The 23,933-nt window shown below is 62.0% G+C and carries 31 protein-coding genes and 1 tRNA gene; 28 read left to right on the top strand and 4 right to left on the bottom strand.

The genetic code is table 11. From position 1 onward, the window contains the following. Window positions 1–18: 18 nt before the first annotated feature. On the bottom strand, window positions 19–357 hold the full coding sequence (locus tag RIdsm_RS23615) for a P-II family nitrogen regulator (RefSeq protein WP_057812913.1): 339 nt from the start codon (window positions 355–357) through the stop codon (window positions 19–21). Window positions 358–603: 246 nt separating this feature from the next. On the opposite strand from RIdsm_RS23615, the gene RIdsm_RS23610 reads away from it, so the two are divergent. Next, window positions 604–2,781, top strand: a complete 2,178-nt coding sequence (locus RIdsm_RS23610; RefSeq protein ID WP_057812915.1) for a transglycosylase domain-containing protein — start codon at window positions 604–606, stop codon at window positions 2,779–2,781. Between the two features lie 133 nt (window positions 2,782–2,914). Here RIdsm_RS23610 and RIdsm_RS23605 read toward each other — a convergent pair whose 3' ends face one another. Beyond that, entirely contained in the window at window positions 2,915–3,250 is a 336-nt protein-coding gene (locus tag RIdsm_RS23605; protein ID WP_057812917.1) for a hypothetical protein, read from the bottom strand. Window positions 3,251–3,448: 198 nt separating this feature from the next. Here RIdsm_RS23605 and RIdsm_RS23600 point away from each other — a divergent pair, with 198 nt between their 5' ends. The 21 genes from RIdsm_RS23600 to RIdsm_RS30920 all read left to right on the top strand — a co-directional run bounded on the left by RIdsm_RS23600 (window position 3,449) and on the right by RIdsm_RS30920 (window position 19,789). Continuing rightward, on the top strand, window positions 3,449–3,691 hold the full coding sequence (locus RIdsm_RS23600; RefSeq protein ID WP_057812919.1) for a hypothetical protein: 243 nt from the start codon (window positions 3,449–3,451) through the stop codon (window positions 3,689–3,691). Between the two features lie 100 nt (window positions 3,692–3,791). After that, complete coding sequence (locus RIdsm_RS23595; protein ID WP_057812921.1) at window positions 3,792–4,439, top strand: winged helix-turn-helix domain-containing protein; 648 nt, start codon at window positions 3,792–3,794, stop codon at window positions 4,437–4,439. Window positions 4,440–4,644: 205 nt separating this feature from the next. Then, a complete protein-coding gene (locus RIdsm_RS23590; RefSeq protein WP_057812923.1) occupies window positions 4,645–6,255 on the top strand; it encodes a BCCT family transporter in 1,611 nt (536 codons plus the stop codon). A gap of 720 nt (window positions 6,256–6,975) precedes the next feature. Further along, window positions 6,976–7,659 carry a helix-turn-helix domain-containing protein gene (locus RIdsm_RS23580; RefSeq protein ID WP_074939959.1) on the top strand — a complete coding sequence of 228 codons (684 nt, stop codon included), beginning with the start codon at window positions 6,976–6,978 and terminating at the stop codon, window positions 7,657–7,659. Continuing rightward, window positions 7,656–7,961, top strand: a complete 306-nt coding sequence (locus RIdsm_RS23575) for a helix-turn-helix transcriptional regulator (RefSeq protein ID WP_236553167.1) — start codon at window positions 7,656–7,658, stop codon at window positions 7,959–7,961. The genes RIdsm_RS23580 and RIdsm_RS23575 overlap by 4 nt, the downstream gene beginning before the upstream one ends. 197 nt (window positions 7,962–8,158) lie before the next feature. Next, window positions 8,159–9,373 (top strand): phage portal protein, encoded by a 1,215-nt coding sequence (locus RIdsm_RS23570; RefSeq protein WP_057812927.1) that lies wholly within the window; start codon window positions 8,159–8,161, stop codon window positions 9,371–9,373. Further along, entirely contained in the window at window positions 9,363–9,755 is a 393-nt protein-coding gene (locus tag RIdsm_RS23565) for a hypothetical protein (RefSeq protein WP_057812929.1), read from the top strand. The genes RIdsm_RS23570 and RIdsm_RS23565 overlap by 11 nt, the downstream gene beginning before the upstream one ends. After that, window positions 9,755–10,261: an HK97 family phage prohead protease gene (locus RIdsm_RS23560; RefSeq protein ID WP_057812931.1), complete on the top strand. Its 507-nt coding sequence runs from the start codon at window positions 9,755–9,757 to the stop codon at window positions 10,259–10,261. The genes RIdsm_RS23565 and RIdsm_RS23560 overlap by 1 nt, the downstream gene beginning before the upstream one ends. 1 nt (window position 10,262) lies before the next feature. Then, window positions 10,263–11,429 (top strand): phage major capsid protein, encoded by a 1,167-nt coding sequence (locus RIdsm_RS23555; RefSeq protein WP_057812933.1) that lies wholly within the window; start codon window positions 10,263–10,265, stop codon window positions 11,427–11,429. Between the two features lie 12 nt (window positions 11,430–11,441). Continuing rightward, on the top strand, window positions 11,442–11,825 hold the full coding sequence (locus tag RIdsm_RS23550; protein ID WP_057812935.1) for a hypothetical protein: 384 nt from the start codon (window positions 11,442–11,444) through the stop codon (window positions 11,823–11,825). Window positions 11,826–12,135: 310 nt separating this feature from the next. Continuing rightward, window positions 12,136–12,495, top strand: a complete 360-nt coding sequence (locus RIdsm_RS23545; protein WP_074939961.1) for an HNH endonuclease signature motif containing protein — start codon at window positions 12,136–12,138, stop codon at window positions 12,493–12,495. After that, complete coding sequence (locus RIdsm_RS23540) at window positions 12,492–12,971, top strand: hypothetical protein (protein ID WP_057812937.1); 480 nt, start codon at window positions 12,492–12,494, stop codon at window positions 12,969–12,971. Before RIdsm_RS23545 ends, RIdsm_RS23540 begins: the two co-directional genes overlap by 4 nt. Before the next feature lie 9 nt (window positions 12,972–12,980). Continuing rightward, window positions 12,981–13,298, top strand: a complete 318-nt coding sequence (locus tag RIdsm_RS23535; protein ID WP_057812939.1) for a head-tail connector protein — start codon at window positions 12,981–12,983, stop codon at window positions 13,296–13,298. Beyond that, window positions 13,298–13,708 carry an HK97-gp10 family putative phage morphogenesis protein gene (locus tag RIdsm_RS23530; protein ID WP_057812941.1) on the top strand — a complete coding sequence of 137 codons (411 nt, stop codon included), beginning with the start codon at window positions 13,298–13,300 and terminating at the stop codon, window positions 13,706–13,708. Before RIdsm_RS23535 ends, RIdsm_RS23530 begins: the two co-directional genes overlap by 1 nt. Then, complete coding sequence (locus RIdsm_RS23525) at window positions 13,705–14,121, top strand: DUF3168 domain-containing protein (protein ID WP_057812943.1); 417 nt, start codon at window positions 13,705–13,707, stop codon at window positions 14,119–14,121. Before RIdsm_RS23530 ends, RIdsm_RS23525 begins: the two co-directional genes overlap by 4 nt. After that, window positions 14,118–14,435 (top strand): phage head closure protein, encoded by a 318-nt coding sequence (locus RIdsm_RS23520; RefSeq protein WP_057812945.1) that lies wholly within the window; start codon window positions 14,118–14,120, stop codon window positions 14,433–14,435. The genes RIdsm_RS23525 and RIdsm_RS23520 overlap by 4 nt, the downstream gene beginning before the upstream one ends. Next, a complete protein-coding gene (locus RIdsm_RS23515; protein ID WP_057812948.1) occupies window positions 14,432–14,866 on the top strand; it encodes a phage terminase small subunit P27 family in 435 nt (144 codons plus the stop codon). Before RIdsm_RS23520 ends, RIdsm_RS23515 begins: the two co-directional genes overlap by 4 nt. Further along, window positions 14,866–16,473 (top strand): terminase large subunit, encoded by a 1,608-nt coding sequence (locus RIdsm_RS23510; RefSeq protein WP_057812950.1) that lies wholly within the window; start codon window positions 14,866–14,868, stop codon window positions 16,471–16,473. The genes RIdsm_RS23515 and RIdsm_RS23510 overlap by 1 nt, the downstream gene beginning before the upstream one ends. A 12-nt stretch (window positions 16,474–16,485) precedes the next feature. Next, window positions 16,486–18,819, top strand: a complete 2,334-nt coding sequence (locus RIdsm_RS23505; protein WP_074939964.1) for a hypothetical protein — start codon at window positions 16,486–16,488, stop codon at window positions 18,817–18,819. Window positions 18,820–18,881: 62 nt separating this feature from the next. Then, window positions 18,882–19,436, top strand: a complete 555-nt coding sequence (locus tag RIdsm_RS23500; RefSeq protein WP_057812952.1) for a hypothetical protein — start codon at window positions 18,882–18,884, stop codon at window positions 19,434–19,436. Continuing rightward, window positions 19,433–19,789, top strand: coding sequence for a phage tail assembly chaperone (locus RIdsm_RS30920; RefSeq protein ID WP_057812954.1), 357 nt, complete (start codon window positions 19,433–19,435; stop codon window positions 19,787–19,789). The genes RIdsm_RS23500 and RIdsm_RS30920 overlap by 4 nt, the downstream gene beginning before the upstream one ends. A 294-nt stretch (window positions 19,790–20,083) precedes the next feature. Here the strand turns inward: RIdsm_RS30920 and RIdsm_RS23485 are convergent, their stop codons facing one another. Continuing rightward, window positions 20,084–20,284 carry a helix-turn-helix domain-containing protein gene (locus RIdsm_RS23485; RefSeq protein WP_074939966.1) on the bottom strand — a complete coding sequence of 67 codons (201 nt, stop codon included), beginning with the start codon at window positions 20,282–20,284 and terminating at the stop codon, window positions 20,084–20,086. Window positions 20,285–20,395: 111 nt separating this feature from the next. On the opposite strand from RIdsm_RS23485, the gene RIdsm_RS23480 reads away from it, so the two are divergent. The 6 genes from RIdsm_RS23480 to RIdsm_RS23455 all read left to right on the top strand — a co-directional run bounded on the left by RIdsm_RS23480 (window position 20,396) and on the right by RIdsm_RS23455 (window position 23,733). After that, window positions 20,396–20,842 (top strand): hypothetical protein, encoded by a 447-nt coding sequence (locus tag RIdsm_RS23480; protein WP_057812958.1) that lies wholly within the window; start codon window positions 20,396–20,398, stop codon window positions 20,840–20,842. A 96-nt stretch (window positions 20,843–20,938) separates the two neighbouring features. Continuing rightward, a complete protein-coding gene (locus tag RIdsm_RS23475; RefSeq protein ID WP_143100384.1) occupies window positions 20,939–21,454 on the top strand; it encodes a hypothetical protein in 516 nt (171 codons plus the stop codon). 45 nt (window positions 21,455–21,499) lie between these two features. After that, window positions 21,500–22,198: a MerR family transcriptional regulator gene (locus RIdsm_RS23470; RefSeq protein WP_177228389.1), complete on the top strand. Its 699-nt coding sequence runs from the start codon at window positions 21,500–21,502 to the stop codon at window positions 22,196–22,198. Further along, entirely contained in the window at window positions 22,198–22,398 is a 201-nt protein-coding gene (locus RIdsm_RS23465) for a hypothetical protein (protein WP_143100385.1), read from the top strand. Before RIdsm_RS23470 ends, RIdsm_RS23465 begins: the two co-directional genes overlap by 1 nt. A gap of 10 nt (window positions 22,399–22,408) precedes the next feature. Further along, a complete protein-coding gene (locus RIdsm_RS23460) occupies window positions 22,409–22,663 on the top strand; it encodes a helix-turn-helix transcriptional regulator (protein ID WP_074939994.1) in 255 nt (84 codons plus the stop codon). Window positions 22,664–22,743: 80 nt separating this feature from the next. Further along, complete coding sequence (locus tag RIdsm_RS23455) at window positions 22,744–23,733, top strand: tyrosine-type recombinase/integrase (protein WP_057812963.1); 990 nt, start codon at window positions 22,744–22,746, stop codon at window positions 23,731–23,733. Window positions 23,734–23,762: 29 nt separating this feature from the next. Here the strand turns inward: RIdsm_RS23455 and RIdsm_RS23450 are convergent. After that, a tRNA-Arg gene (locus tag RIdsm_RS23450) sits at window positions 23,763–23,839 on the bottom strand. Between the last annotated feature and the right edge of the window lie 94 nt (window positions 23,840–23,933).

Genomic DNA, 23,933 nt, shown 5'->3' with positions numbered 1-23,933 from the left:
TTTCCCTGCACGCGGTATTTACAGCGCGTCTTCGTTGGTTTCGCCGGTGCGCACGCGCATGGCTTGTCCGATGTCGAGAACGAAAATCTTGCCGTCGCCGATCTTGCCGGTGCGGGCAGTCTTGGCGATGGTCTCGATCACCTGGTCGGCCATCGATGCGGAGACGGCGACCTCGAGCTTGATTTTCGGGACAAAATTCACGGCGTATTCAGCGCCGCGGTAGATTTCGGTGTGGCCGGATTGAGCGCCGAAGCCCTTAATCTCGGTCACCATCATGCCGCGGACGCCGATCTCGGTCAGCGCTTCGCGAACATCCTCAAGCTTGAAGGGCTTGATGGTTGCTACAATGAGTTTCACAGGACACCCCTTTCGGATTCTCAGTGCAAGGGTTAGTTTTGCACCCGCAGAAAAACCGTCTGTCCGGGTGTGCGGAAGATGAGTCGCATGGTCAGGCGCGTTGGAAACGGGCAATTAGATTAAAAATTAAGCGGGCATTTTTGGATGCACAAAAAATAGGCAATTCAAAAAGCCATAGCAGGGGTCAACTTTGTCGGTAAGGCGGTTTAGTATCCGTGCATCGGGCAAGATCCGAATGGGGCGAGCATGAGTAACAATGGTCGGAAGAAGCCGCGGCTAGTCGCGGACGATCGGCGAAAGAAAACAACGGCGAAACCGAAAGCGAAGACGACCACGGCAACCAAGCGCAAGGCCGCGCCCAAGCGGCGGCGCAAGCGGTCGTCGAACTGGGTGGTGCGGTTGTTCGGCGGGCTCTTCGGGTGGTTTTTCCGCCTGGTATGGGCCGCCACGTGGCGGATCACCGCGGTTGTCGTGCTGATCATCGGCATGGCGGTGCTGTATACCTATTCGACATTGCCGGACGTGCGCGAGGTGCTCGACGGGCGTGCGCGCGGGTCTGTCACGCTGCGCGACCGCGATGGCGAGGTCTTTGCCTGGCGCGGCGACCAGTTCGGCGGCGTGGTGACCGCCGAGACGGTCAGCCCGCACCTGAAGAATGCAGTGGTCGCGACCGAGGACCGGCGGTTCTACCGGCATTTCGGGATCAGCCCGCGCGGTGTGGCCAGTGCCATCCGCATCAACCTGAGCGAGGGGCGCGGGCCGCTGTCGGGGCATGGCGGTTCGACCATCACGCAGCAGACCGCCAAGCTTTTGTGCCTGGGCGTGCAGTTCGACCCGGATGTCTGGGAGAGCGAGCAGGATTACGTGCAGGATTGCCGGCGCACGACGCTGTGGCGGAAGGCGAAAGAGGCGATCTATTCGCTGTCGATGGAAGCCAAGTACACCAAGAACGAGATCCTCTCGATCTACCTGAACCGGGCCTATATGGGCAGCGGCGCCTTCGGGGCCGAGGCCGCCGCGCAGCGTTATTTCGGCAAGCACGCCGCGGAAGTGACCGCGCAGGAGGCCGCGATGATGGCCGGGCTGCTGACCGCGCCGACGCGGCTGGCGCCGACCTCGAACCTCGAGCGGTCGCAGGATCGGGCGGCCACGGTGCTGCGGCTGATGCGCGAGCAGGGCTACCTGAGCGAGGCCGAGATGGAGGAGGCGCAGGCCAACCCGGCAACCCTGTCGGAGGCGGCAGAGGCGCAGACCGGCGGTTATTTCGCCGACTGGGTGATGGAATCGGGCCCCGACTTCTTTACCCGCGACACGACCGAGGACGTGCTGATCCGCACGACGCTGGATCAGCGCATTCAGCGGGCCGCCGAAGAGGCGCTGAAGACGGTGTTCGAGGAGAAGGTGAAGGACGGATCGAAGGCGCAGGCCGCGATCGTGGTGATGTCGGCCGATGGCGCGGTGCGCGCCATGGTGGGCGGGCGCAAGACCAAGGTGACGGGCGCCTTCAACCGGGCGACCATGGCGAACCGGCAGACGGGCTCGGCCTTCAAGCCGTTCGTTTACGCGACCGCGCTGGAGCTGGGCTACAGCCACAACTCGACCGTGGTCGATGAACCCTATTGCCTGAGCATTCCCGGCTCGGGCCGGTGGTGCCCCGAGAACTATACCCGCAAGCATTACGGCCGGGTGACGCTGACCGACGCGCTGCGGCGGTCGCTGAACGTGCCGGCGGTGAAGGTGTCGGAGGCGGTCGGGCGCGAGAAGGTGCGCAAGGTCGCCTCGGATTTCGGCATCGAAAGCAGTCTCGCCGACGGGCCGGCGCTGGCGCTGGGTGCGTCGGAGAGCACGCTGCTCGAGATGACGGGGGCCTATGCCGGCATCCTCAATGGCGGCTCGTCGGTGACGCCTTATGGCTTGGTCGAGCTGACCCTGCTGGGCGAGGATACCCCGCTGATGGGCACAGGCGGCGGGATCGGCGAACGGGTGATCCGCGAGGAAGCGGCGAAAGAGCTGATCTTCATGATGAACCAGGTCGTGATGAGCGGCACCGGCGGGCGGGCGAAGCTGCCCGACCGCGAGGTTGCCGGGAAGACCGGCACGACCCAGGCGGCGCGCGATGCGTGGTTCCTTGGCTTTTCGGCGGATTACGTGGCGGGTGTCTGGATGGGGTATGACGACAACTCGCCCCTGCAGGGGGTCACGGGCGGCGGGCTGCCGGCCGAGATCTGGCGCGAGACGATGATCCGGGTGCACGAGGGGCTGGAGGCGCGGCCGCTGCCGATGCTGCGCGGTCAGGACGTGGCCAGTGACCGCGACATCGATCCGCGGCCCGAACAGCCGCAGCAGCAACAGCCGACACAGGGCCGGGGCGAAAGCGCGGTGGAGCGGATCCTGCGGGACCTGCTGGGCGGCGGCAACAGGTAGGGGCGGCCGCCCGAGGTTCATGGCGGGGCAGGGGGCTCACCCCTCGCCCGTGCCGGCCCCCGAAAAAAGAAGAGGAGGACCGAAGCCCTCCCCTTCCCACTGCTCACGGGACAACGTGATTACTCGTTACCGATCACCAGTTGCGGTGGTTGTTGTGGCGGTGCCCGTGATGGGCGTGGCCATGGTGCCGCCGGTGCTGGCGATACTGGTGGCGCTGGATGCGCTGCTGGCGGACCCAGCGGTTATGCTGGCGCTGGCGCTGGGCGCGATAGGGGTTATAGCCGTGACGCGACACGTAGTAGTTGTCGTTGTCATTGGCGTCGGCAATCGCCATGCCGATGATGGCCAGCGCGGCGGCGCCGGCGATGATCTTGGCGGTGTCGTTATCTGCACGGGCCGGAGCCGACGACAGCATGGTCAGCGCCACGGCGGCGGCCATGATCGAGGTGATGAAATTTCTAAAGGGCATTGGGCGGTCCTTTCAGGCAGGTTTTACCAGTACATCCGGCAGCCGCGCATACCTGCGACGCCGAGCATATCCAAAGAGTGGGCCCTTCCGCCTCTGTCAGGCAATATCGCCACGGTGTTATCGGATAACAGACCGTGAAAAGCCCATTTCATGCAGGCGGTTATTGAATAGCCGCAAGGTTCGGCGCATGTTGGCGCCATGAAACGGATGCTTTCCATATGCCTGCTTGCCGCGGGTCTCGCGCTGTCTGCCGCCGCATCGGCCCAGGCTGCCTGCACTGTCGAATACAAGGCCAAGCGCGACAACCCGCTCGAGCTGTTCTTCGAGGTGGCCGTCGTGCCCGGCCCCTGCAATGCGGCGACCGCCCAGGCGCAGCTTCGGCCGATCCTTGCCGGAAGGGGGCTGACGCTTCTGAAGATTCTGTCGGTGCGTCAGCAGTGAGGCTAAGGAGATACGGTGAGGTGACGAGGGGAGCACACCGGTGGTGACAGACGACACAGGATTGGCCGCAGACGCCCGCCGCTCGGGCAGCCGGGTTGTCATGGGCGGCGTGATCGCCATCGTGCTGATCCTGTCGCTGACGGCCGTTTTCCTGTTTCTCACCCTGCCCGACGGCAACGCCTTCAACGCCCGGGTCGAGCGCATCTTCGTCGAGAACGATGCGCTGACGGCCGAGGCCGAGATCAAGCTTCTGGAAATCCTCGCCCTGTCGGGCACGGCCTTTTCCGAAACGCTGACCAGCTATCGCATCGTGATCTTCGTGCTGCTGGTCTTTGCCACCGCGCTTTTGATTGCGGCGCTGGTCTTCCTCGTCATGCTGGTGGCGCTCAACCGCCGCATGGCCCAGATCGAGCGCTCGGGCATCCAGGTCAGCTCGCTCCTGATCAGCCGCGACGAGAACACCGTCTACCTCAACAACATGGGCTTCAAGCTGACCGAGGCGGCGATGGAAACTCTCGCCGTGCTGGCCGAGGCAAGGATGGACGACGACGTGCTCACCGGCGCCGAGATCGAGTCGGTCATCTCCGGCCGCTCCAAGGAGGATTGCGAGGAAGCCGCCGGCGCCACCCGCATCAAGCGGCTGCGCGACACGCTGGGCAACCAGATGATTTCCGAGCTGCTGGTCAAGAACATCGCCCGCCGCGGCTATATGCTGGCGATCGACAAGGACGTGATCCGGGTGATCTGAGGCGGGCAGGGGGGGCTGTCGTGGCCCCTTTATTGGTTCGGTCACGACCACCGTGACGGGGGCAGCATGCGGCAACGACCGGCCGCTCTCCACAGCGCCCCGATACTATCCCGTCAAAATTCCCTCGGAACCGGTGCCGCACCCTATGCGTTAAATTGTTCGAAGCCGTACAACCGGCGCAAAATTTATAACGGGGGATAGACTCATGAAGCACTGGGCAGACCGGATGGGCCTTCGAACCGATCCCGCCATTTTTTTCATTTCCGCGATCTGCACAGTCGTCTTCGTCATAGCCCTCGTCATAGCGCCCGAACCCATCGGCGACGCCTTCGCGGCAGGCCGGGCGTGGATCGTGTCGCATATCGGCTGGTTCTTCATTCTCGGCGTGAATGTCTGGCTCGGCTTCCTGATCTGGGCCGCCATGAGCCGCCACGGTCATATCCGCCTTGGCCCGCGCGACTCGCGCCCCGACTATACCAACCTGTCATGGTTCACGATGCTGTTTGCCGGGGGCATCGGCACCGTCCTGATGTTCTGGGGGGTGGCCGAACCGATGAGCCATTTCTCCACCCCGCCGCTTCCGGGGGTCGAGCCCCATTCGACGGAAGCCGCGAAGGACGCGATCTCGATCGCGACCTATCACCTCGCGCTGCACACATGGGCGATCTTCGCGCTGCCGGGCCTCGCCTTTGCCTATTTCATCAACCGCTACGACCTGCCGGTGCGCGTCAGCTCCGTCTTCTACCCGCTGCTGAAAGAGCGCATCTACGGCCCCTGGGGCAAGGCGATCGACATCGCGGCCGTGCTGGGCACGCTTTTCGGCGTGGCGGTGTCGCTCGGCCTCGGGTCGTCGCAGATCGCCGCCGGTCTCACCTCGCTCTTCGGGCTCGAGGATACGGTGACCCTCAAGGTCGTCATCCTGACGGTGCTGACGGCCGTTGCCGTGGTCTCGATCGTGGCCGGGCTCGACAAGGGCGTGAAGCTTTTGTCGAACATCAATATCGGCATGGCGGTCGGCCTGATGATCTTCGTGCTGATCTGCGGCTCCACCCTGTTCCTGCTGCGCGGTATCGTCGAAACCTTCGGGCTCTACTTCGGCAACTTGCCGCGCCTGGCGTTCTGGAACGACATGCTGGCCGATATCAACCCCGACACCGACGAGTGGGGCTGGCAGGGCAGCTGGACGGTGTTCTACTGGGCCTGGACGGTGACCTGGTCGCCCTTCATCGGCCTTTTCGTGGCGCGGATCTCGCGCGGGCGCACGATCCGCGAGTTCGTGTTCGGCGTGCTGATGGCGCCGTCGCTCTTCACCCTGATCTGGTTCGCCATCTTCGGCTGGCAGGCGATGGAGATCGACGGCATCGGCGCCGCGGCGCGCGAGGCGCTCGGCGACCAGGCCGGGGCCCTCAGCGATGCGGTGGCCGAGTCGGTGCCGCTGGCGATGTTCGCCTTCTTCGAGGCGTTCCCCTTCGCCACCATCGTGCAGGGCATCGCCGTGGTCGTGGTGGCGATCTTCTTCGCCACCTCGTCGGACTCGGCCTCGCTGGTGGTCGACATGCTGTGCACCGGCTCCTCGACCCCCGGCCCGGTTCACCAGCGGGTCTTCTGGGGCGTGTCCGAAGGGCTTGTCGCGGCCATGCTGATCGTGCTGGCGGGCGATGCCGGCCTGACGGCCCTGCAACAGGTCATCACGGTGGTCGGGCTGCCGATCTTCTGCCTGGTGTTCATGATGATCCCGTCGATCATCCTCGGCTTCCGCAACGAGGATATCGACCACATCAACATCGGCAAACGGCCGGGCCTATCGGAGTTCTGAGGGCGGGCCACGGGTCGCCGGCGGCAAGAGGGAAACTGGCGACCCCGGCAGGACGCCGGGAATCTCGCCAGATCAACGCACTATCACCCAAACATCCAACTGACCCCGACATAGGAAATCAATGGCTTACGGCCCATGGTTCCAACTGTCGTGAAGATCTTTTGACAAAAGAAAACCCCGCCGACGCGGCAACGTCGAACGGGGCTGATCTTTTGGATATTTCACCTCCAAATTTTATCTCGAAACACACGAGTGTTGCAAGGGCGCAAAACCATGCTCGGCATTTCGGCAGCTTCGAAGCTTGGGTGGATCGCCGGATCGCACGCATCGCGCACTATCGCGAGGTGTAGGTGTGCGCGAACCCAGTACATGGCGCCAGGAGTGGGCGCGAGCAGTGCGCCGTGCGCCGAGCCTATCCATGAGGGCACGGTTGGTCGGTGCTGAAATTGCACTGGATTGCGCTAACGAGAGCATCAGCCAGTGCAGCCCGTCACGGCCGACTTTGGCAAATAACCTCGGTGTTTCTGATGCGACCATCAGACGAGCCATGGCTGAGCTTATCAACGGGGGCTGGCTATCGAGGGCAATGGCCACCGCGCGCCATCGTACGGTTCGTTACACGTTTCTTGTACCCGGAACGACGCGCGGCGATGTTGTGCCATTCAGCGCAGGGAAGGATCCGAACAGGGGGCAAAGGAGTATGTCGCCGGAGGTGGTTCGATGAGTTTCGGTGCAACCAAGTGGGCCATCGAACAACGCGGGCTCAAACCCGGAGTGAAATTGCTGCTTTGGCAGCTCGCGGACCGCCACAACAAGGATACGCGCCGCTGCGACCCTTCTCAGCAAGGATTGGCTGAGGATTGCGAAATCAGCCGGGCGACCGTCAATCGCTACCTGGATAAGCTTGAGGAGGCAAATCTCATCAGGCGCGTTCAGAGAGCCGATCCGAAGACGAAACGACAGGATCGAACCTTCTATCTTTTGGCCTTCGATACAGATCTTGAGGCCTTCGATGCTGATCGAGCCGTGTCTCAAAATGTGACACGGCCCGTGTCTCAAACTGCGACACGGCCCGTGTCTCAGAAATCGCCAAAGCCGTGTCTCAAAAATCGCCAAAGCCGTGTCTCAGATTGCGACACGAACCCTGTAAGGGAACCTATAAAAGAACCTTCGCGGGCGTGCGCGCGCGAAACCGCGATCAAAACTTTCGGCGAATCTGTCGTGAACGCTGCTGAGTTCTGGGCTCCGAAGGTGACTGGTGGTGGCTGTGTTCCCAGCTCTGCCATCTCAATCGCGACGGCCGATGCCATGATTGCAATGAAGCTAGTGACGGGTGACCAACTTCGGTCTCTGTCCGTGCACTTCACCCATCACCGAGAAAGAGCAGAGAGGCACGAGCAATGAACCGCAACAATGCGCACAGAGCTGAAACGAGCGGCAAGATCGTGAAGATCAGGCGCGACACTGCAACCCCGCCTGGCCTGGGGAAAGCGCAGGCCCTCGACCCACGGCGCTTCGACGCGTTGACAGGCGGCTCTGAGAAGATCTGGGGCTTGGCATCCATCGCTCGCACGCTCGGCGTTTCGGAGTCCACCGTGCGCCGTTGGGCGGTGGCTCCCGAGGTCCCGATCTACAAGCCGCGCGGTGTTGGAACCTATTTCGCGCAACGCTCGGAGCTTTGCGCTTGGCTGAAGGGCAAGAGCTGATGGCCCACGTTGGGAGCGCTGAACGCATGACCGGGGGTGGTCTCAGACTTTTGGTGGTTCTTGGGGACCGGCGCGGGGAACAGCGCGCGAGATTTGCCCGAAATAGGGTTTTTTCGATCGGGGATGAACGGATTTGACAGGATTTGGTAGGATTTGGCAGGGCGACAAGCGCCGGTCAATTGGTGGATTGTAAGCCCATGTGGCCGTTCACCAGCAAACCTAAGACCGAAACCAAGGGGCTCGCCGAACCAGGCGATGACCTCTTTGCGATCTTCGGCATCACTCCGACCTCGACGGGGAACGTGGCTGTCACGCCGGATGCGGCGCTGCGGGTGCCGGCGGTTGGCTCTGCAATCCGCGTCATTTCGGAGGCCGTGGCCACGCTCGACGTCTCCGTGAAGCGCATCGAGGAGGATGGCACCGAGGTCTCAGAACCGAACCACCCGGCCCTGGCCTTCCTTCGCGATAGCGCCAATGACTGGACCTCCGGCTTTGAGCTCCTTCGGGATCTCGTGATTGACGCGCTCTCCGACGACCGGGGCGGCACGGCCTACGTCAATCGCCTGGGCGACGGTCGCATTGCCGAGATCATTCGCTACCGTCGCGGTGTCATTGACGTCCAGTTCAATCAGACCACCGGCGAGCCCAGCTACAAGATCGAGACCCGGCCGGTGCCCGCCGCGAACCTGATTCACCTCCGGAGCCCGTTCGGACGTGCGCCGCTGTCACTGGCCCGCGAGGCAATCGGCACGGCCATTGCTCTCGATCGGCACGCGGCAAAGCTGTTCGGGCGTGGTGCACGGCCATCCGGTGCTCTGAAGTTCCCGAAGGGAATGGGGGAAGCCGCGGTGAAGGCAGCCCGCGCGGCATGGCGTGCGACACACGAGGGCGACGATGCTCAAGGGCAGACGGCCATCCTGTACGACGGCGCCGAATTCGAGCCCTTCACCTTCAGCTCGACAGACGCGCAGTTCCTTGAAAACCGGAAGTTCCAGATCCTCGAAATCGCCCGGTGCTTTCGCGTGCCTCCGCCGATGTTGTTCGACCTTGAGCGCGCGACGTGGAGCAACGGGGAACAGCAGGGGCGCGAGTTCCTGAGCTACACCTTGGAACCGTGGCTGAGGGCCACCGAGGGCGCGCTGCGCCGGGCGCTCTTTACCGACGAACAACGCGGCCAGTACGTCATCCGGTTTGATCGCGATGACCTCACCCGGGCCGATCTCGACACACGCTCGACCGTGATCAACTCGCTGATTTCGTCGCAGGTGATCAACCCGAACGAGGGTCGGCAATGGCTGGGCTTGCCGCCGCGCGAGGGCGGCGACCTGTTCATGAACCCGAACATCACCGCAGACGCTCCCAGGAGCGACGACGAAGACGCTGAGGACGAGGAGACACCTGATGCAGCTTGACGATATCCGCGCCTTCTCGGCCGACCAGGAGCGCGGCGCCTGGCTCGATCTTCTCGACCCAGTGACCGGACGGTCTACGGGTATTCGCTTCAAGCTGGCCGGGCCTGACAGTGAAACGCAGAACCGTGCCCGCCTCCGCCTCGCCGACGACCTGTCGGATGTGGCCGATGCCGATGGCCGGGTGTCTGCCGAGGCGCGGGAACGCGCCCGTCTCGACAGTCTCGCCCGCTGCATTCTCGACTGGGAAATCTCGGAGGGTGATGAACCGCTGCCCCTGACGCACGCCAACGCGGTGCGCGTCCTCAGGGCTTCGAACTGGCTTCAGGCCGAAGTCGACGCCTTCGCCTCTTCCCGAGTGCATTTCTGGAAGGACGGCAACTGATGGAACGTGTGTACCTGGAAACCAAGCTCGACGCGACGGATGACGGTACGATCGAGGGGCTGGCATGGAAGTATGCCGAGGCCGACCGGATCGGCGACATGATCCAGAAGGGTGCATTCTCCGGCACCTCGCTGCCCCTGCCGATGCTCTTCGGCCATGACCAGAATGACCCGGTGGGCACGTGGGACACCGCTGAAGACGACGCCGAGGGGCTGCGCCTGAAGGGCCGCTTGCTCATCGATGACGTAGCGCGTGCCCGCGAAGTGCGTGCCTTGGTCCGTGCCGGCGCCGTACGAGGTATTTCGATCGGCTTCCGGACGAAGAAGGCCACGCCCCGCGCCCGCGGCGGCCGGACGATCAACGAGCTGGAACTCATGGAAGCTTCGCTGGTCACGATTCCGATGCACCCCGGCGCACGAGTGACCTCTGCAAAAACCGCCGTCCGCGCGCTGACGCTGGCGGGATCCCTTCAACGCGCCGCGGCGCAGCTCGCAAAAGGAAACTGACATGCGACATCTGAAAAAGGCCGAGCTGCTGGGCAGCACGGTGCTCACCCTCAAGGATGGCGGCGAGGACGATCCGAACGATATCGTCACGAAGGCCATCGGCGATCTGACAGAGACCGTGAACAAGCGGCTCGAGGAGATCGAGAAGAAGACCGACACGACCAGGATCGAGGAGCGCCTCGACAAGATCGAGGCGAAGTCGAACCGCGCCAAGGGCGGTGACGATGATCCCGACGAGCAGGCGGAAATCGAGCGCAAGGCGTTCGCGGTCTACTTGCGCCGGGGCCGTGAGACGCCGGATGAAGAGGTCAAGGCGCTGACCGTTTCGAACGATCCGCAGGCGGGCTACCTGGCCCCGGCCGAGATGTCGACGGAGTTCGTGCGCGACCTCGTGGAGTTCTCGCCGATCCGGTCTGTTGCCAGCGTTCGCGGCATCACCGGACCTTCGGTGAAGTATCCGAAGCGCACCGGGGTCACGAATGCCCAATGGGAAGGTGAGACTGAGGAAGCCGAAGAATCGACGGTCACCTTCGGCCAGCTCGAAGTGGCGCCGCACAAGCTGACCACGTTCGTGGACATCAGCAACGAGCTTCTCTCCGACAGTGGCGGCACCGCCGAGGCGGAAGTGCGCATGGCCTTGGCCGAGGACTTCGGCCAGAAGGAGGGCGTTGCCTTCGTCAACGGCACCGGCGCTGGCCAGCCCGAGGGTTTGATGACCCATACCGGCATTGGGGAATGGCTCAACGGCCATGCTACGAACCTCTCCGCGGATCAGCTGATAAAGCTGATGTACGACCTGCCGGCCGCTTACCGGAATAACGGTACCTGGATGATGAACGGCACCACGCTGGGCATCGTGCGCACCCTGAAGGATGGCGATGGCCGGTTCCTTTGGCAACCGTCCTACCAGGCCGGCCAGCCGGAAACGATCCTTGGCCGTCCGGTGGTCGAGGCGGTGGACATGCCAGATCTCGAAGCCAATGCATTCCCGATCCTCTACGGCGATTTCAGCGCCTATCGGATCGTGGATCGCCTCGCCATATCGATCCTGTCCGATCCCTACACGCAGGCCCGCAAAGGCGTCACCCGCATTCACGCCACCCGCCGTGTCGGTGGTCGCGTCCTGCAGGCCGCGCGGTTCCGCAAACTCAAGATGGCCACGAGCTGAGGAGACTGAGCAATGCGCGATCAAGCATCAAATATCGGAGTGGTTCAGGCGGTTGCGGCTGCCGTCCTCTCCGCCACCAACACCGCTGACCCGATCGACCTGATCGGGTTCAACGCGGCGACAGTGGTCATCAACACCGGGGCCATCGTCTCTTCCGGAGACTTCACCGCGAAGTTGCAGGAGAGCGAGGATGGGTCGACCGGCTGGACGGACGTTGCCGCGGCACACCTGTCCGGGAGCTTCCCTGCCAGCCTCGAAGCCAACGCTACGGTCAAGGTCGGGTACATCGGTTATCGGCGGTACATCCGCACGGTCCTCACCAAGAACAGCGGCACCTCGATTGCCGTCGGGGTGACAATCGTGAAGGGCCACCCCGCCGATGCGCCGGTGACCTGACAGTGAATTCGCGGGGCGTCTCCTCTACGAGGGTGATCCGGTCAGCCCAAAAACGGCAAGCTGCCCTCCTGCCTCGTCCCGCGTTCCATTCGGCTAATGGTCAAGGGCAGCAAGACCGGCTGGGGGCGGCATTGCGCCGCCCCTGGAAACCAAATCCGGAGAATGAACCTTGGATGTATACGCAGCTACCTTCAGGCCGGCCACAGACGTGGCTCGCAGCCAAGCGATTCTCCTCGCGATCTCCCACTTTGATTTCGGCCGGCGACCGACCGCGATCTCTGGGGGAACGTTTTATGGTGGGATCTGAGATATGCCGACAAAGCCCGCGCGGCTGTGTGGCTGCGGACGTCGCGTCGCGAACGGGGCGCGGTGCCCATGCCAGCGCAAGGTGGACGCGGAACGAAAAGCCCGGTTCGACAAGACCAGGCCGAATTCCAGCCAGCGCGGCTACACGGGCGCCTGGGAGAAAGCCCGCAAGGCGTTTCTCAGGCGCAAGCCGCGCTGCGCCCGCTGCGGGGCGGAGGCCACCGTGGTGGATCACATCACACCGCACAGGGGTGACCAGACGCTGTTCTGGGATCAAGCCAATTGGCAACCCCTATGCACCCACTGTCATTCAGGCGCAAAGCAACGAGAAGAGCGCCGCAACACCGCGAGGAACTTGAAATGACCATCTATGCAACCGCCGGGGCCAAGGTGTTTATCGGTGGCGTTATGGCCCAGCAATCTGATGACTTTGTGGAATCCGACTTCAGTTCGGAGACCTGGGTACAGATCAAGGAGCTTGAAGCCCTTGGCTCACTGGGCGACGCCGCCGAGGAAATCACCTTCTCCGCGATCGGCGAGGCCCGGACGAAGCGGCTCAAGGGTTCGCGCGCCTCGCCGCCAATGGAACTCGTTTGCGGTCTCGACTACTCGGATGCGGGTCAGACCGCCGCCATCGCCGCGGAAAAGGAGATCCACGACTACGCCTTCAAGGTGGAGTTCAACGATGCGCCCGAGGGAGGCACTCCATCCGAAAGATACTTCATCGCGAAGGTGGCCAGTGCAAGCGAGGCTTACGACACAGCGAATTCAGTGATGAAGCTTAACCTGTCACTCTGGGTGAATTCCAACGTCGTGCGCGTTGACGCAGCCGAGGCGTAAGGTGGGGCGATGGCGATCGCGGAGCTCGATGACCTGAAGGCCCAACTTTCCTTCACCGATGATATCGGTGCGGAGGATGATGGCCTTCTGCAGCAGAAGCTCGACGCGGCTCACAACCACATCGAGCGCATGCTGGGGTTCCAGATCGAGGAATGCTTCGGCGGTGAAGACCAGGAACCGATCCCGCCGGGCCTGATCGAGGCTGTGCTGCAGCTTGCGGCATGGTGGTACGAACAACGGGAGACGGCCCTGACCGGCACGATCGTCGCCGAGGTTCCATATGGCGTGCAAGAGCTGGTGACCGCGTATCGGGAGTTTACCTTCTGATGGCGGATGACGGTGGCCTGTCCAAGTTCCAGAGGCGCATTCGGGCCATGATCCAGGCCGGCAAGGCCGGTGCCGAGCCTGCACTCGCTCAGGGTGGTTACGAGATTGCCGAGGCGATGGAGAGCCTGGCGCCAGAGGATGAAGGCGATCTGATCGGTTCCATCGCGGTGACCCTCGCTGGACATGCCACGCCGCCTTACTCGCAACCGGGCGGATCGCACGTTGTGCCGGAGAATCAAGTGGCCATCACGGCTGGCAACGCCGATGTGCGCTACCCGCACCTGCAGGAGTACGGCACCAAGTATCACCCGGCGCAGCCGTTCTTCTGGCCGGGCTTTCGCCTGGCAAAGCCGCGGGCGGAACGGCGCATCAAGCGCGCGCTCGCCAAGGCCATCAGGGAGGCGAAATGAGCGTTGACCTCGCGGTACAGAAAGCCATCCGGGCGCGTCTCGTGGCCACGCCAGCGGTCACGGACCTCGTGCCTGCAAGCTCTATCCTCGACCGGAACGCCCGGCCGGCGCCACGGCCTGGCATTGTCATCGGCGATGCGCAAGTGGTCGACGAGGGCCAAAGCATCGCGCGCACCCGTAGTCGGGTCTATCACAGCTTGCACGTCTGGAAGACAGAGCCCTCGCGGGAGGGGGTGAAAGAGATCATGGCGGCGATCCGCGCCGCGATTCGCTCAGGCCGTCTTGACCTCGGTGCCGGTTATCATTGCATCGATTGGCGCGTTTCGAACATGCGCGCGCTGTCGGATCCGGACGGGGAAAGCTCGCACGGCGTGATGACCATCGACTGCCTGGTTGAAGAGGCGGCGCCATGAGATCCGGCAAGCTGGTGCACGTGATCGAGATCCAGCGCGCCAGCGTGACGGTGAACGATGCCGGCACGCCATCCTCGACCTGGGCGAAGGTTGCGACCTTGCGTGCCGAGCTGGTGGAGCGCTCGACCGAGGAATTCCTCCGCAATGCGGGGGAGACCAGCGAGACGACTGTCGTGTTCCGCACGCGCCACCTCGACGGGGTGACCGATGAGGACCGCGTGAGTTTCGATGGAGCGGCGTACGATATCGAGGAGATCACGCGCATCGGCCGCCGGAAGGGCTTGGAGTTTCGTTGTCTGGAGGTGACGCCATGAGAGGTACGAAACCGCACCTTAGGGTCGAACGAGAGCCGCTGCGCGATCGGCCGCCCCCAGATTACCTGAGCGAAGATGCCAAGGCCGAATGGGGTCGGATCGTGCCACTCTTGGCCGAGCGCAAGATCCTCACCGAGGCGGACGTGGGCATGATCGAGACGTATTGCATGTCGATCGGCACGGTGCGCGACATGGATCGCGAGATCCAGCGCACCGGCGCCGTGCAGAAAGTCTACAAGGTCGACAAGGACGGAAACTCATTCCTGGTCTCGGTCCGGAAAAACCCGGCCGTGTCGATCCGCAATGAGGCTATGACGCAGGCGCGCCTTGTCGCCTCCGAGCTCGGCGCCACACCTGTCTCGCGATCGCGTCCGACGATCGCGGACGATGACGATGACGACGATCTATTCGGCTGGCAGGGGGCCTCCTGATGCTAGTGCCCTCGTGGATCGATGCCCCGGAGGAGATCCCGGATCCTCTCGGCCGGGGCCAACTGGCCGTCGACTGGCTTCGGAAGCTGAAACATCCGAAGAACCCGGCAGCCGGGCATCCGTTCCAGCTCGATCCCTGGCAGGAGAACACGATCCGCCGAATTTATGGACCGAGAAGCGAAGATGGATCGCGCCTGGTGCGGCGGGTGGTCCTCCTATTGCCTCGAGGCAATCGCAAGACCTCGTTGGCGGCCGCCATAACGCTGTTGCACCTGATCGGGCCGGAAAGCGAACCTGGCGGACTGATGGTCTCGGCCGCGTCGGCGCATGAACAGGCCATGGAACTCTATAACGAAGCCGCGATGCTTATCCACTTCGACAAGCGGCTCGCGAAACACCTGAGTCTGCGGGAATATCAATCCAAGATATTTTGCCGCAAGCGACAGACGAAGTATGTTGCCGTGGCATCGGACGGGAAGGTGCAGCATGGCAAGACGCCCAATGTTGTGATCGCTGACGAACTGCACGCATGGGAAGGTCGCGCGGGCTTGCGCCAATGGGAGGCACTCGACAGTGCCCTGGTGAAGGTGCCCGGAACCCTGATGATCATTGCCTCCACCTCCGGTCGGGGCCAGGAGAATCTTGCCTGGCAACAGGTGGAGTACGCGATCAAGGTGCAGAAGGGCGAGATCGAGGATCCGGCCACACTGCCCGTCATTTTCATGGCTGAACCGGAAGACGACTGGCGCGACGAAGCGCTCTGGCATGTGGTCAACCCGGGTCTGCAGCACGGTTACCCGGACCTCTCCGCCTTCCGCGACAAAGCGCGCAAGGCCGAACATTCGCCGTTTGAGCGCGACAGTTTCCTGCAATTCAATCTCAATAGATGGCTCGATCAGACGACGTCACCGTTCGTGGAGATGCATGTCTACGACCAAGGCGCATCAGAGGTCGATCCGGAGGAGTTGGAGATCGTCCAGGAGCCATGCTACCTCGGCGTGGACCTGTCGAAGAATGAAGACCTGACGGTGGTTGTGGCTTGCTGGCGCGATGGCGAAAACGGGTACCAGGTAATCCCGTTCTTCTTCTGCCCTGAGGACAACCTGCGCGGCCGTGGAGAGTTGCACGGCGTCGACTACCTGTCATGGGCAGAAGATGGGTACATCATCCCGACGCCCGGCAATACTGTCGACTTGAAGGCCGTGGAGGACCATATCCGCGAGCTCTGCGCCCGGTTTAACGTCAAGGAAATCGCCTTCGACCCCACCTATGGGCGTCACATGATGTCGAGCCTCAACGAGGACGGGCTCCCAGTGGTCGAGTTCCGGCAGGGATGGGTGACCATGGCGCCGGCCGTCAAGGAGCTTGAGCGGGCGATCCTGAGCGGCAACTTCCGCCACGGCGGGCACCCCGTCCTGCGCTGGAACTTCGGCAACATTCAACTCCACATCGACGCGGCCGGGAACCGATCGTTTCACAAGGGCAAGAGCGGCAACAAGATCGATGGTGCCGTGGCGGCGGCGATGGCCGTGGCGCGATGTGCGGCTGATGAAGAGGGTTTTGTAACCTCGGCGTCGTGGTTTTCGGACGATATGTGGATGGCTTGAGGAGGCCGATGAATGGATGAAGAACGCCTGATTGTTGCCCTCGAAGCCCGCATCCGGGATTTCGAGAAGAACATGATCAAGGCCGAGAAGCGGGGCACGAACTCCTATAACGCCTTGCGCCGCGGATCGAAGGTCACGACCAGCGCGATGGAGCGCGACATGCTCACCTCCACGAAACGGATCAACCAGGCGCTGGCCTCCACATCGACGCGCATCGGCTCGTTCGGCAAAGCGTTTGCGGCGACGGCGATCGCTGCCGGCATGGCCGCAATCACGAAAGCTTCGACCGATGCGGTTCGCAGCTTGGCCGAACTCGGCCGACAAGCCGAGCGATCTGGAGTGAGCGTCACGGCGTTCCAGGAACTGAAGTTCGTCGGCGAGCAGAACCGGATCGAGGTGGATGCCCTGATCGACGGTCTGAAGGAGCTGCAACTACGCGCCGATGAATTCATAGTGACCGGCCAGGGTCCGGCGGCCGAGGCGTTCCGGCGCCTAGGCTACGGCGCCAGCGATCTCAAGCGCCGCTTGGAGGAGCCGGAGGAACTCTTCGCCGATATCATCGGGCGGATGGAGGATCTCGACAGTGCCGCGCAAATTCGCGTGGCCGACGAGGTGTTCGGCGGTACGGCGGGCGAGCGTTTCGTGGAGCTGATCGACCAGGGCGAACGGGGTATCCGGCAGCTCACGGCGCGAGCCAACGAGCTGGGCATCGTGATTGATGAAGAGGCGGTGGAACGCGCCGCCGAGCTGGATCGCAAGTTCGCCGAAGTTCAGGCGCGGGTGGCAACAATCTCGAAGACCATCGTGGTGAACCTCGCGGGCGCGCTTGAGGAAGCCTTCAGCTTCGACGTCGACGACATATTCGGATCGGCCGAGCGCGCCATCGCGATGATGGGCGAAGCCAACTACCGGGCCCTGAAGGACGCGGCCGCCGTGACCGAAGATCAGAAGGCCGGCGTCGAAGATCTCGTGGACACCTACGAAGAGCTGTACCGGGCCATCAACAGGGCCACCGGGCCGGATGGGATACGCCTCATGGATGTGGCAGATCTCGACGAGGCGCACGAGTTGGCCGCGATCTTGCAGGAGATCGAAGCGGAAATGCGCGCCTTCCAGAACGGGGCCACGAGCGCCGGCGACTTCGAGGGCGCGGTGGCCGAACTGGTGGAGGAAGCCGAAGAACTCGTGCAGGGCCTGAGCGACGTAGACGCCCAGCGTTTCGGCAACGTGATCGGAGCCATCGGTGGGATTGCCGAGGCCCTGAGGACGGCAGCGCAGAACGCCGCGGCACTTCGCGAAAACCTTCCCGAGGGCGACACGGAAACCGCCGTCGACTACGGGCCTCGGAACGGCCGGCCGAACAACAGACCGCCGAATCCCTACGCGCCGAAGACCTCGCTGCGCCCGCGGCTGCCTAGCGTGGATGCCAGCTTCGGCGTTCCCGGTGCGACCACCGGCGGCGGCTCGCAGACCCTCGACGGTTTCAGGAAAGAAATCCAGGAGACACGTGCGGATATAGCGGCACTGGAGCAGGAGGCCCTAGCCCTGGCGTCCGTGGCCGAGAGCGGACGGAACGTGGGCGATGCGATGGACTACGCCGCGAAGAAGGCGGAGCTGCTCCACGAAGCCCAGATGGCCGGCATCGAGATCACGCCGGAGTTGGTTGCCCAGATCGAAGCCCTCGCCGCGGAATATGTCGATGCCGCGAACAGCGTTGATACCATCAGGGACAGCATGCAAGAGGCCGAGAACTTGCAGGAGGAGTTCCGTAGCGCAGCCCAAGATGCCTTCGCGGACTTCATCACCGGCGCCGCAAGCGCCGAGGAAGCCATCAGTCGACTGATCGCAAGGCTCGCGGACCTAGCACTGGAAGCGGCTCTCAGTGGCCTCTTCGGTGGCCTGTTCGGATCGATTGGCGGTGGCCTATTCGGTGGCGCAAGAGGCGGCGGTGGTGGAGTAATGGCGGCCGTCCTTCATGACGGGGGCATTGCCGGACGGGATGGCTACCGGCGCGGCCGTGCAGTTTCGCCTTCGGTGTTCGCCGGCGCGCCTCGATACCACAACGGCGGGACTGCGGGCTTACGGCCGAATGAGGTTCCGGCCATTCTCGAAAAAGGTGAGCGGGTTATTCCGAATGGGGCTCGGGCCACTGGAGATGGCCCGAATATTGAGTTCCGAGTGGTCAACAATCGGGGCGATGACACGTCGGTCGAGCAGCGTCGAGAGCGCGGCCCAGATGGGCGCGACGTTCTTATTGCCGAAGTCAATTCCGCAATAAGAGGCGGCAAAATGGATGGCTCTTTAGGCAGCCGGTACGGCGCATCAAGAAAGGTAAAATCGCGATGAATGTAGCTTTTTGGCCAACGTCTCTACCCCAAAAACCCCTGGTCAGCTACTCTGGCGGATTCATGGATAACCGGGCTTCGTTCACCCCTCAGGTCGGCGCGCCGATCGAACGCCCCTTAACGACTGGAGCACCGGAGATCTATGACGTTTCGTTCAGATCTCTTACCCTGTCGGAATACGGCACCTTCAAAGCGTGGTTCAAGACGGAGCTTGGTTTGGGCGTCAAGCCGTTCATATTTCGCGACCCTCTCACTCAGGAACCAGGGTGGTACAAGATTATGAAGGGAGACCCTCCGTTTCAGGTGCGTGCTTTGGGAGGGCAATATGTCAGTCTTCAGGCGAAGATGATGTTGCTGCCCGCCGCACCTTGGTTCGCTAGTTATATCCCTAAGAATTCGTGTCGCGCCCCGTACTTCGTCGCGGATTATGCAAACAGCATCTATGGAATCGACGGCAAAACGGTGCCAGCATCGGCCCTGCTGACCATCTCCGGCACGTATTGGGTTCAGCGCACGACCACTACGGCCATCACCGAGGCACAAGAGGCCCTGGTCGCAACGGACATTCCGGCCAGCGCGCCTGGAACCACCACCGAGATCCTCGGGTTCGCGACATGACCGAACGCCTGCGTGGGCAGCTAACACGCGCTCTGGAAGCGCACCTTGACGGGGAACCTCTGCGCTTGCCTGAGGGGAGTTCGGTACTCTGGAACGTCTTCACCAGCCTGTCGCGCACCCGGATCCTCGGGCCGGCGGGGCCGAACCCAATACAGCCAACCGAAATCGAATGCTGGATGCGACTAATGCGCCTGCCGCTGGAGCCACGCCACGTGGCGATCCTGCTCGAGATGGACAGGATATGGATGCAGCACACCTATGACAGGGGGCGGGTGCCGGAGGGCGCGAAGGTCCTGCCGCCGCAATCGGCACACGCAATCACGCCGGTGCTGTTCGATTTGGCGGTGGGTTGAGAGCTGGCAGGCGCGTAACCGTTTACGGGCTCTGAATTGCGCCGCTTCCAACGATTTGGATGCGTGAATCGCCCATCGTCAGACGGGGGAACATCACGTTTAAGATTCTCCCGTCTTCAAATTCCAACTTTGCCGAGGGCTCTCCCCACGCGAGGCGTACAAATGCCGATGGGTCGCCTTCAACGTATCCTCTGTGGTCGCGAAGGCCTCCTGTCACAATCTCGCGGACCTCGTATTTCACAGGAATTGTTTCGGCCTTAAAGATCAGCTGACCGTTGCCCGAGTATCTCATGCTCATTTCCTCAATCTCACTCCAGCGCCGCCGCCGTTTTCCTCGATGAACTGCACCCCGGCGGCTTCGAGGGCAGATCGGATAGCAACTACCGTGGCAGGTTTCAATTCTTCTCCGCGCTCTAGGCGAGACACCGTGGCCTGAGCAACATTTGCAAGTGCGGCGAGATCGCGAACGCCAATACCGAGGGCGGCTCTGGCCATTTTGCACTGTATAGCGTTCACTTTTATAACCTCGTTATTTTTCTTGACGCGTGTTGCAGTGTATGATAAACATAACGTTGTTATCAATACTCTAATCAGGAGACCCTGACAATGACCAATGAACGCGCTAGCGCGAACAGCCCCGCTATGTCCCGCCGTACCATCTTGACCGCGCTGCCCGTCTCCGGCGCAGCGCTGGCTTTGCCTGCCTCTGGAACGGCATGTTCACCTGATCCGGTGGCGTCGCTCTATCGCGAGTGGTTGGATACTCGCAAAGAGTGGCGCGAGCTTGCAGAGCTTCCCGGTAACGGGGATTTTGACGATCCAAGGTCAATTGCCGCTCAAGCCCGCGAGTTTAGGATTGAGAAGCAGATGTTGGCCCTCAGACCCACGTCGCTGGAGGGCATAGCGGGGCTGGCAGCTCTCGCATGGGCCTATGTAGATCCTGGCTTCATTGACGCCGACGAGCTGGCCGAACACGCCCAGTCTGGCGATTGTCGCACCATAGTCGCGATCTGGAAAGCGTGCACCGGGCTCGAAGGTTATCCGATCACCTGATCAGTTCGAGCAATGGGGAATGACAGTATTCAGGTGTTGATCTCGAGAAGGCTTTCGGTTAAAGCTTACAGCGAAAGCCATAAGAGGAATTCCACTATGTATGGACTGCACGAGCCAACCCTGAGCCGAGGCCGTATTTGTGCAATAAGCGGTCTTCCCGCCTCGACTGTGAACAACTGGAACGCAAAGGCGGCGCTGCCGCTTTACAAGCACCAATCTCCCGGACCCGGAAAACAGCGTCTGTATACGCGTGGGGAGGCTATCGCATGTTCGATTGTTGCGGAGCTGGATCGTATCGGAGCTGATCGGAATTGGACACCGGTCTATGCTGCCTTCGCTCTAGGTTGGATTGAGGAGCATGAAGGCGGAGCCCCAATGAAGCGGCTAGGCGACGACCTGGTGGCGATCATCAAAACACCTTTTCCGATGCTCAAAAGCAACCTGAATTCCGTACAGTCCTTTGACCTCTACGGCGAACTTTTAAACGCCGACGATGCATTGGCGCACCTCTCGAGCATGTTGCCGAGTTTTCCGGCCACGACTCTTCCGTTCGGCTTCGTAGTGAACCGGACGAACGAAGAAATCTCTCGTTTGCTCGGTGGGGCAGAGTGATGCCGATTTTGATCGTCAGACAGATCAATTGACATAATGTGTTGCTTGACACGAATTGTCAATTTGCGTAACGCTACACAAAACAAGGTGTGGCAGATGAAACTGGAATTGGAAACATACACCCCGAGTGAGGCCGAGGAGATAACGTCAGTCAAGCAGGCGACGGTTCGCAACTGGCGGCGAGCGGGTCACCTACCTCGGCGAGAGGGTCATGCACGTTACAACCTGGCGGACATGCTGGTGATGTTTGTCATGGGGATGCTGGTTTCACGTGGCACCACCCCGGAAGCTGCCAAGGAGTTCGCGGGACATGCGGCCCGCGCCATTTTTCAAAGCACGATTTGGAGTACGAAAGCGTTCTCGGGGCCGGTGCGGGAAAAAGCGAAAGTTGAGATTGGCAAGGTCTCCGAAGACGAACTGTCCCATCTCAAGGCTGAAATTGGAGATGAGCGTCGGATCGAGATGGTCGAAGAGGTGCACATCCAAAAAACCATGATCAAGGCGGCTGAGCAGCTGGCTGGGATCACAGGCTTGAAGCATCCGACTTGGCTGATTGTTTGGGCGAATGGTGAAATCCAATTCTACTATGACGAGGACATATCCGAAGAGACCTTCTTCGGGAACACAGTCTTTGATGAGTTTGTTCAAGGCCCGGTCATGCTCTTTTGCCTCGGTGCGCTGGCCCAGATTGTGATCGACCGGTTGCCACGCCCCGCGTTCCGCTTAGCCGAAGGGGCGGAGTGATGAAGGTCGCCACTGTCACCACGGTGAAATGTGATCGCCACGTGGATCAAGGGAACTCGGAAATCGACCGTATGAATGCCCAGGTCGAACTGGCGGACAGGCAGGCGCGTGCCGAGATCCTGAACTGGATCGATGAGACCAATGGCAAAAGGGATGGGCTTAGTGGCCGGGAAGATCGACCATTTTCCCATAGGCGATGAGAGAAGGCTGATGAATAGCCGACGCTACCAATTCGCGACCGAGCCGACTGGCCTGAAAAGGCAGGATGCGGCCGCGCATTGTGGCGTGTCGCCGGGGCATTTTGACAAGATGGTCAAGGAAGGCGTTCTGCCCGCGCCGCGAGCCCTGGGGGGCGTGAACCTGTGGTTGCGGCAAGAGCTCGACGTGGCACTGTTTGATATAGCGCCGAAACAAAGCGAGGGAAGCGGCACATCATGCGACGCGGCGTTCGGCCTCTCAAGCTAAGGCACCTTAACCCCTCTGGCACCTTCGCGAGTGGCAATCCGAGATACTACTACCGCCCAAAGGGCCGGAAGGGCATTGCCATGCCTGATCTGCCCATGGATCACCCGCAGTTTCTCGCAGCTTATGCAGAGGCGGCAGGCGTCCAGCCACGCCGTCCTGTGCGTGAGGGCAGCCTTGCGGCGGGCTTGGACCTGTATAAGGCATCTGACGCATTCGCCGCCCTGGCGACGGGCACAAGGGATGCACGGCGGCGTATGATTGATGATGCCGCGGAACGCTACGGCCACGCGAACCGTGCTGACCTGCGAGCGCCACACATCGAAAAGGACCTTAGCCGCTTCAATGGCCATGCCAGGAACAACCGGCTGAAGATGTGGCGGGGCTTCTGCGCATGGATGGTCGAGCATGACGGGCTCGAAAAAGACCCAAGCGACGGAATCAAGCGCGCGAAGACTGCGAAGAGCCATGGGCACACACCATGGTCCGCAGAGGAAATCGACAGCTTCCGGGCGTGCTGGCCGCTAGGCTCGATCGAGCGTCTGGCCTTTGAGTTGATCTTCTGGACTGGCGCGCGTGTGTCTGACGCGGTGCGGCTCGGGCCGGGCAACATTGACCGGGACGGGTGGCTCACGTTTCGCCAGCAGAAGACAGGCGGCGAGGTGTGGATCCCGTTCAACCGCGCACTGCCGGAATTCGCCGAAGTGTATGTCGGTGATCTGGCGTCACTCAAGGAAGCGATTGACGCGCGCAATGACCGCCACATGACCTTCCTCCACACTCGGCAGGGTGCTTCACGGTCCAGCAAATCTGTATCGCAGTGGTTCGCAACGAAAGCCCGCGCCGCAGGCGTCGCGGGACGTACAGCACACGGGCTGAGAAAGGCACGGGCCAAGGCTCTCGCAGAGGCTGGCGCAGCAGCCCCTCAGATCGGTGCATGGACAGGCCATGAAAGCCTGAAAGAGGTTGAACGATACATCCGCGATTTCAGCAAGAAACGAGCACTATCTCGGACAGACGAGGAACAAAAAGTTCCAACTTTTCAGATCAAGTTCCAAAAGGAGGCAAAATAGGATGGAAAATCAGCAGCTTAATTTAGTGCTGGCGACCCCGGCAGGATTCGAACCTGCAACCTGCCCCTTAGGAGGGGGCTGCTCTATCCTGTTGAGCCACGGGGCCGCGCGGGCCCTCTTTAGCGCCATGTGGCGCGCTTGTCATCGCCCCAATCGCCCTTTTCGTGGTGCTTGCTTGAGGATTGCCGTTCGCGGTAACA

Origin of the sequence: Roseovarius indicus, assembly GCF_008728195.1 — a bacterium.
Lineage (GTDB): Bacteria > Pseudomonadota > Alphaproteobacteria > Rhodobacterales > Rhodobacteraceae > Roseovarius > Roseovarius indicus.
This window is presented reverse-complemented; position numbering and strand designations above follow the sequence as displayed.

Bases quoted from the DNA above. Each gene is read 5' to 3' on its own strand.
- RIdsm_RS23610 (WP_057812915.1), top strand. From the start codon at position 604: ATGAGTAACAATGGTCGGAAGAAGCCGCGGCTAGTCGCGGACGATCGG.
- RIdsm_RS23605 (WP_057812917.1), bottom strand. From the start codon at position 3,250: ATGCCCTTTAGAAATTTCATCACCTCGATCATGGCCGCCGCCGTGGCG.
- RIdsm_RS23600 (WP_057812919.1), top strand. From the start codon at position 3,449: ATGAAACGGATGCTTTCCATATGCCTGCTTGCCGCGGGTCTCGCGCTG.
- RIdsm_RS23595 (WP_057812921.1), top strand. From the start codon at position 3,792: ATGGGCGGCGTGATCGCCATCGTGCTGATCCTGTCGCTGACGGCCGTT.
- RIdsm_RS23590 (WP_057812923.1), top strand. From the start codon at position 4,645: ATGAAGCACTGGGCAGACCGGATGGGCCTTCGAACCGATCCCGCCATT.
- RIdsm_RS23580 (WP_074939959.1), top strand. From the start codon at position 6,976: ATGAGTTTCGGTGCAACCAAGTGGGCCATCGAACAACGCGGGCTCAAA.
- RIdsm_RS23575 (WP_236553167.1), top strand. From the start codon at position 7,656: ATGAACCGCAACAATGCGCACAGAGCTGAAACGAGCGGCAAGATCGTG.
- RIdsm_RS23570 (WP_057812927.1), top strand. From the start codon at position 8,159: ATGTGGCCGTTCACCAGCAAACCTAAGACCGAAACCAAGGGGCTCGCC.
- RIdsm_RS23565 (WP_057812929.1), top strand. From the start codon at position 9,363: ATGCAGCTTGACGATATCCGCGCCTTCTCGGCCGACCAGGAGCGCGGC.
- RIdsm_RS23560 (WP_057812931.1), top strand. From the start codon at position 9,755: ATGGAACGTGTGTACCTGGAAACCAAGCTCGACGCGACGGATGACGGT.
- RIdsm_RS23555 (WP_057812933.1), top strand. From the start codon at position 10,263: ATGCGACATCTGAAAAAGGCCGAGCTGCTGGGCAGCACGGTGCTCACC.
- RIdsm_RS23550 (WP_057812935.1), top strand. From the start codon at position 11,442: ATGCGCGATCAAGCATCAAATATCGGAGTGGTTCAGGCGGTTGCGGCT.
- RIdsm_RS23545 (WP_074939961.1), top strand. From the start codon at position 12,136: ATGCCGACAAAGCCCGCGCGGCTGTGTGGCTGCGGACGTCGCGTCGCG.
- RIdsm_RS23540 (WP_057812937.1), top strand. From the start codon at position 12,492: ATGACCATCTATGCAACCGCCGGGGCCAAGGTGTTTATCGGTGGCGTT.
- RIdsm_RS23535 (WP_057812939.1), top strand. From the start codon at position 12,981: ATGGCGATCGCGGAGCTCGATGACCTGAAGGCCCAACTTTCCTTCACC.
- RIdsm_RS23530 (WP_057812941.1), top strand. From the start codon at position 13,298: ATGGCGGATGACGGTGGCCTGTCCAAGTTCCAGAGGCGCATTCGGGCC.
- RIdsm_RS23525 (WP_057812943.1), top strand. From the start codon at position 13,705: ATGAGCGTTGACCTCGCGGTACAGAAAGCCATCCGGGCGCGTCTCGTG.
- RIdsm_RS23520 (WP_057812945.1), top strand. From the start codon at position 14,118: ATGAGATCCGGCAAGCTGGTGCACGTGATCGAGATCCAGCGCGCCAGC.
- RIdsm_RS23515 (WP_057812948.1), top strand. From the start codon at position 14,432: ATGAGAGGTACGAAACCGCACCTTAGGGTCGAACGAGAGCCGCTGCGC.
- RIdsm_RS23510 (WP_057812950.1), top strand. From the start codon at position 14,866: ATGCTAGTGCCCTCGTGGATCGATGCCCCGGAGGAGATCCCGGATCCT.
- RIdsm_RS23505 (WP_074939964.1), top strand. From the start codon at position 16,486: ATGGATGAAGAACGCCTGATTGTTGCCCTCGAAGCCCGCATCCGGGAT.
- RIdsm_RS23500 (WP_057812952.1), top strand. From the start codon at position 18,882: ATGGATAACCGGGCTTCGTTCACCCCTCAGGTCGGCGCGCCGATCGAA.
- RIdsm_RS30920 (WP_057812954.1), top strand. From the start codon at position 19,433: ATGACCGAACGCCTGCGTGGGCAGCTAACACGCGCTCTGGAAGCGCAC.
- RIdsm_RS23485 (WP_074939966.1), bottom strand. From the start codon at position 20,284: ATGGCCAGAGCCGCCCTCGGTATTGGCGTTCGCGATCTCGCCGCACTT.
- RIdsm_RS23480 (WP_057812958.1), top strand. From the start codon at position 20,396: ATGACCAATGAACGCGCTAGCGCGAACAGCCCCGCTATGTCCCGCCGT.
- RIdsm_RS23475 (WP_143100384.1), top strand. From the start codon at position 20,939: ATGTATGGACTGCACGAGCCAACCCTGAGCCGAGGCCGTATTTGTGCA.
- RIdsm_RS23465 (WP_143100385.1), top strand. From the start codon at position 22,198: ATGAAGGTCGCCACTGTCACCACGGTGAAATGTGATCGCCACGTGGAT.
- RIdsm_RS23460 (WP_074939994.1), top strand. From the start codon at position 22,409: ATGAATAGCCGACGCTACCAATTCGCGACCGAGCCGACTGGCCTGAAA.
- RIdsm_RS23455 (WP_057812963.1), top strand. From the start codon at position 22,744: ATGCCTGATCTGCCCATGGATCACCCGCAGTTTCTCGCAGCTTATGCA.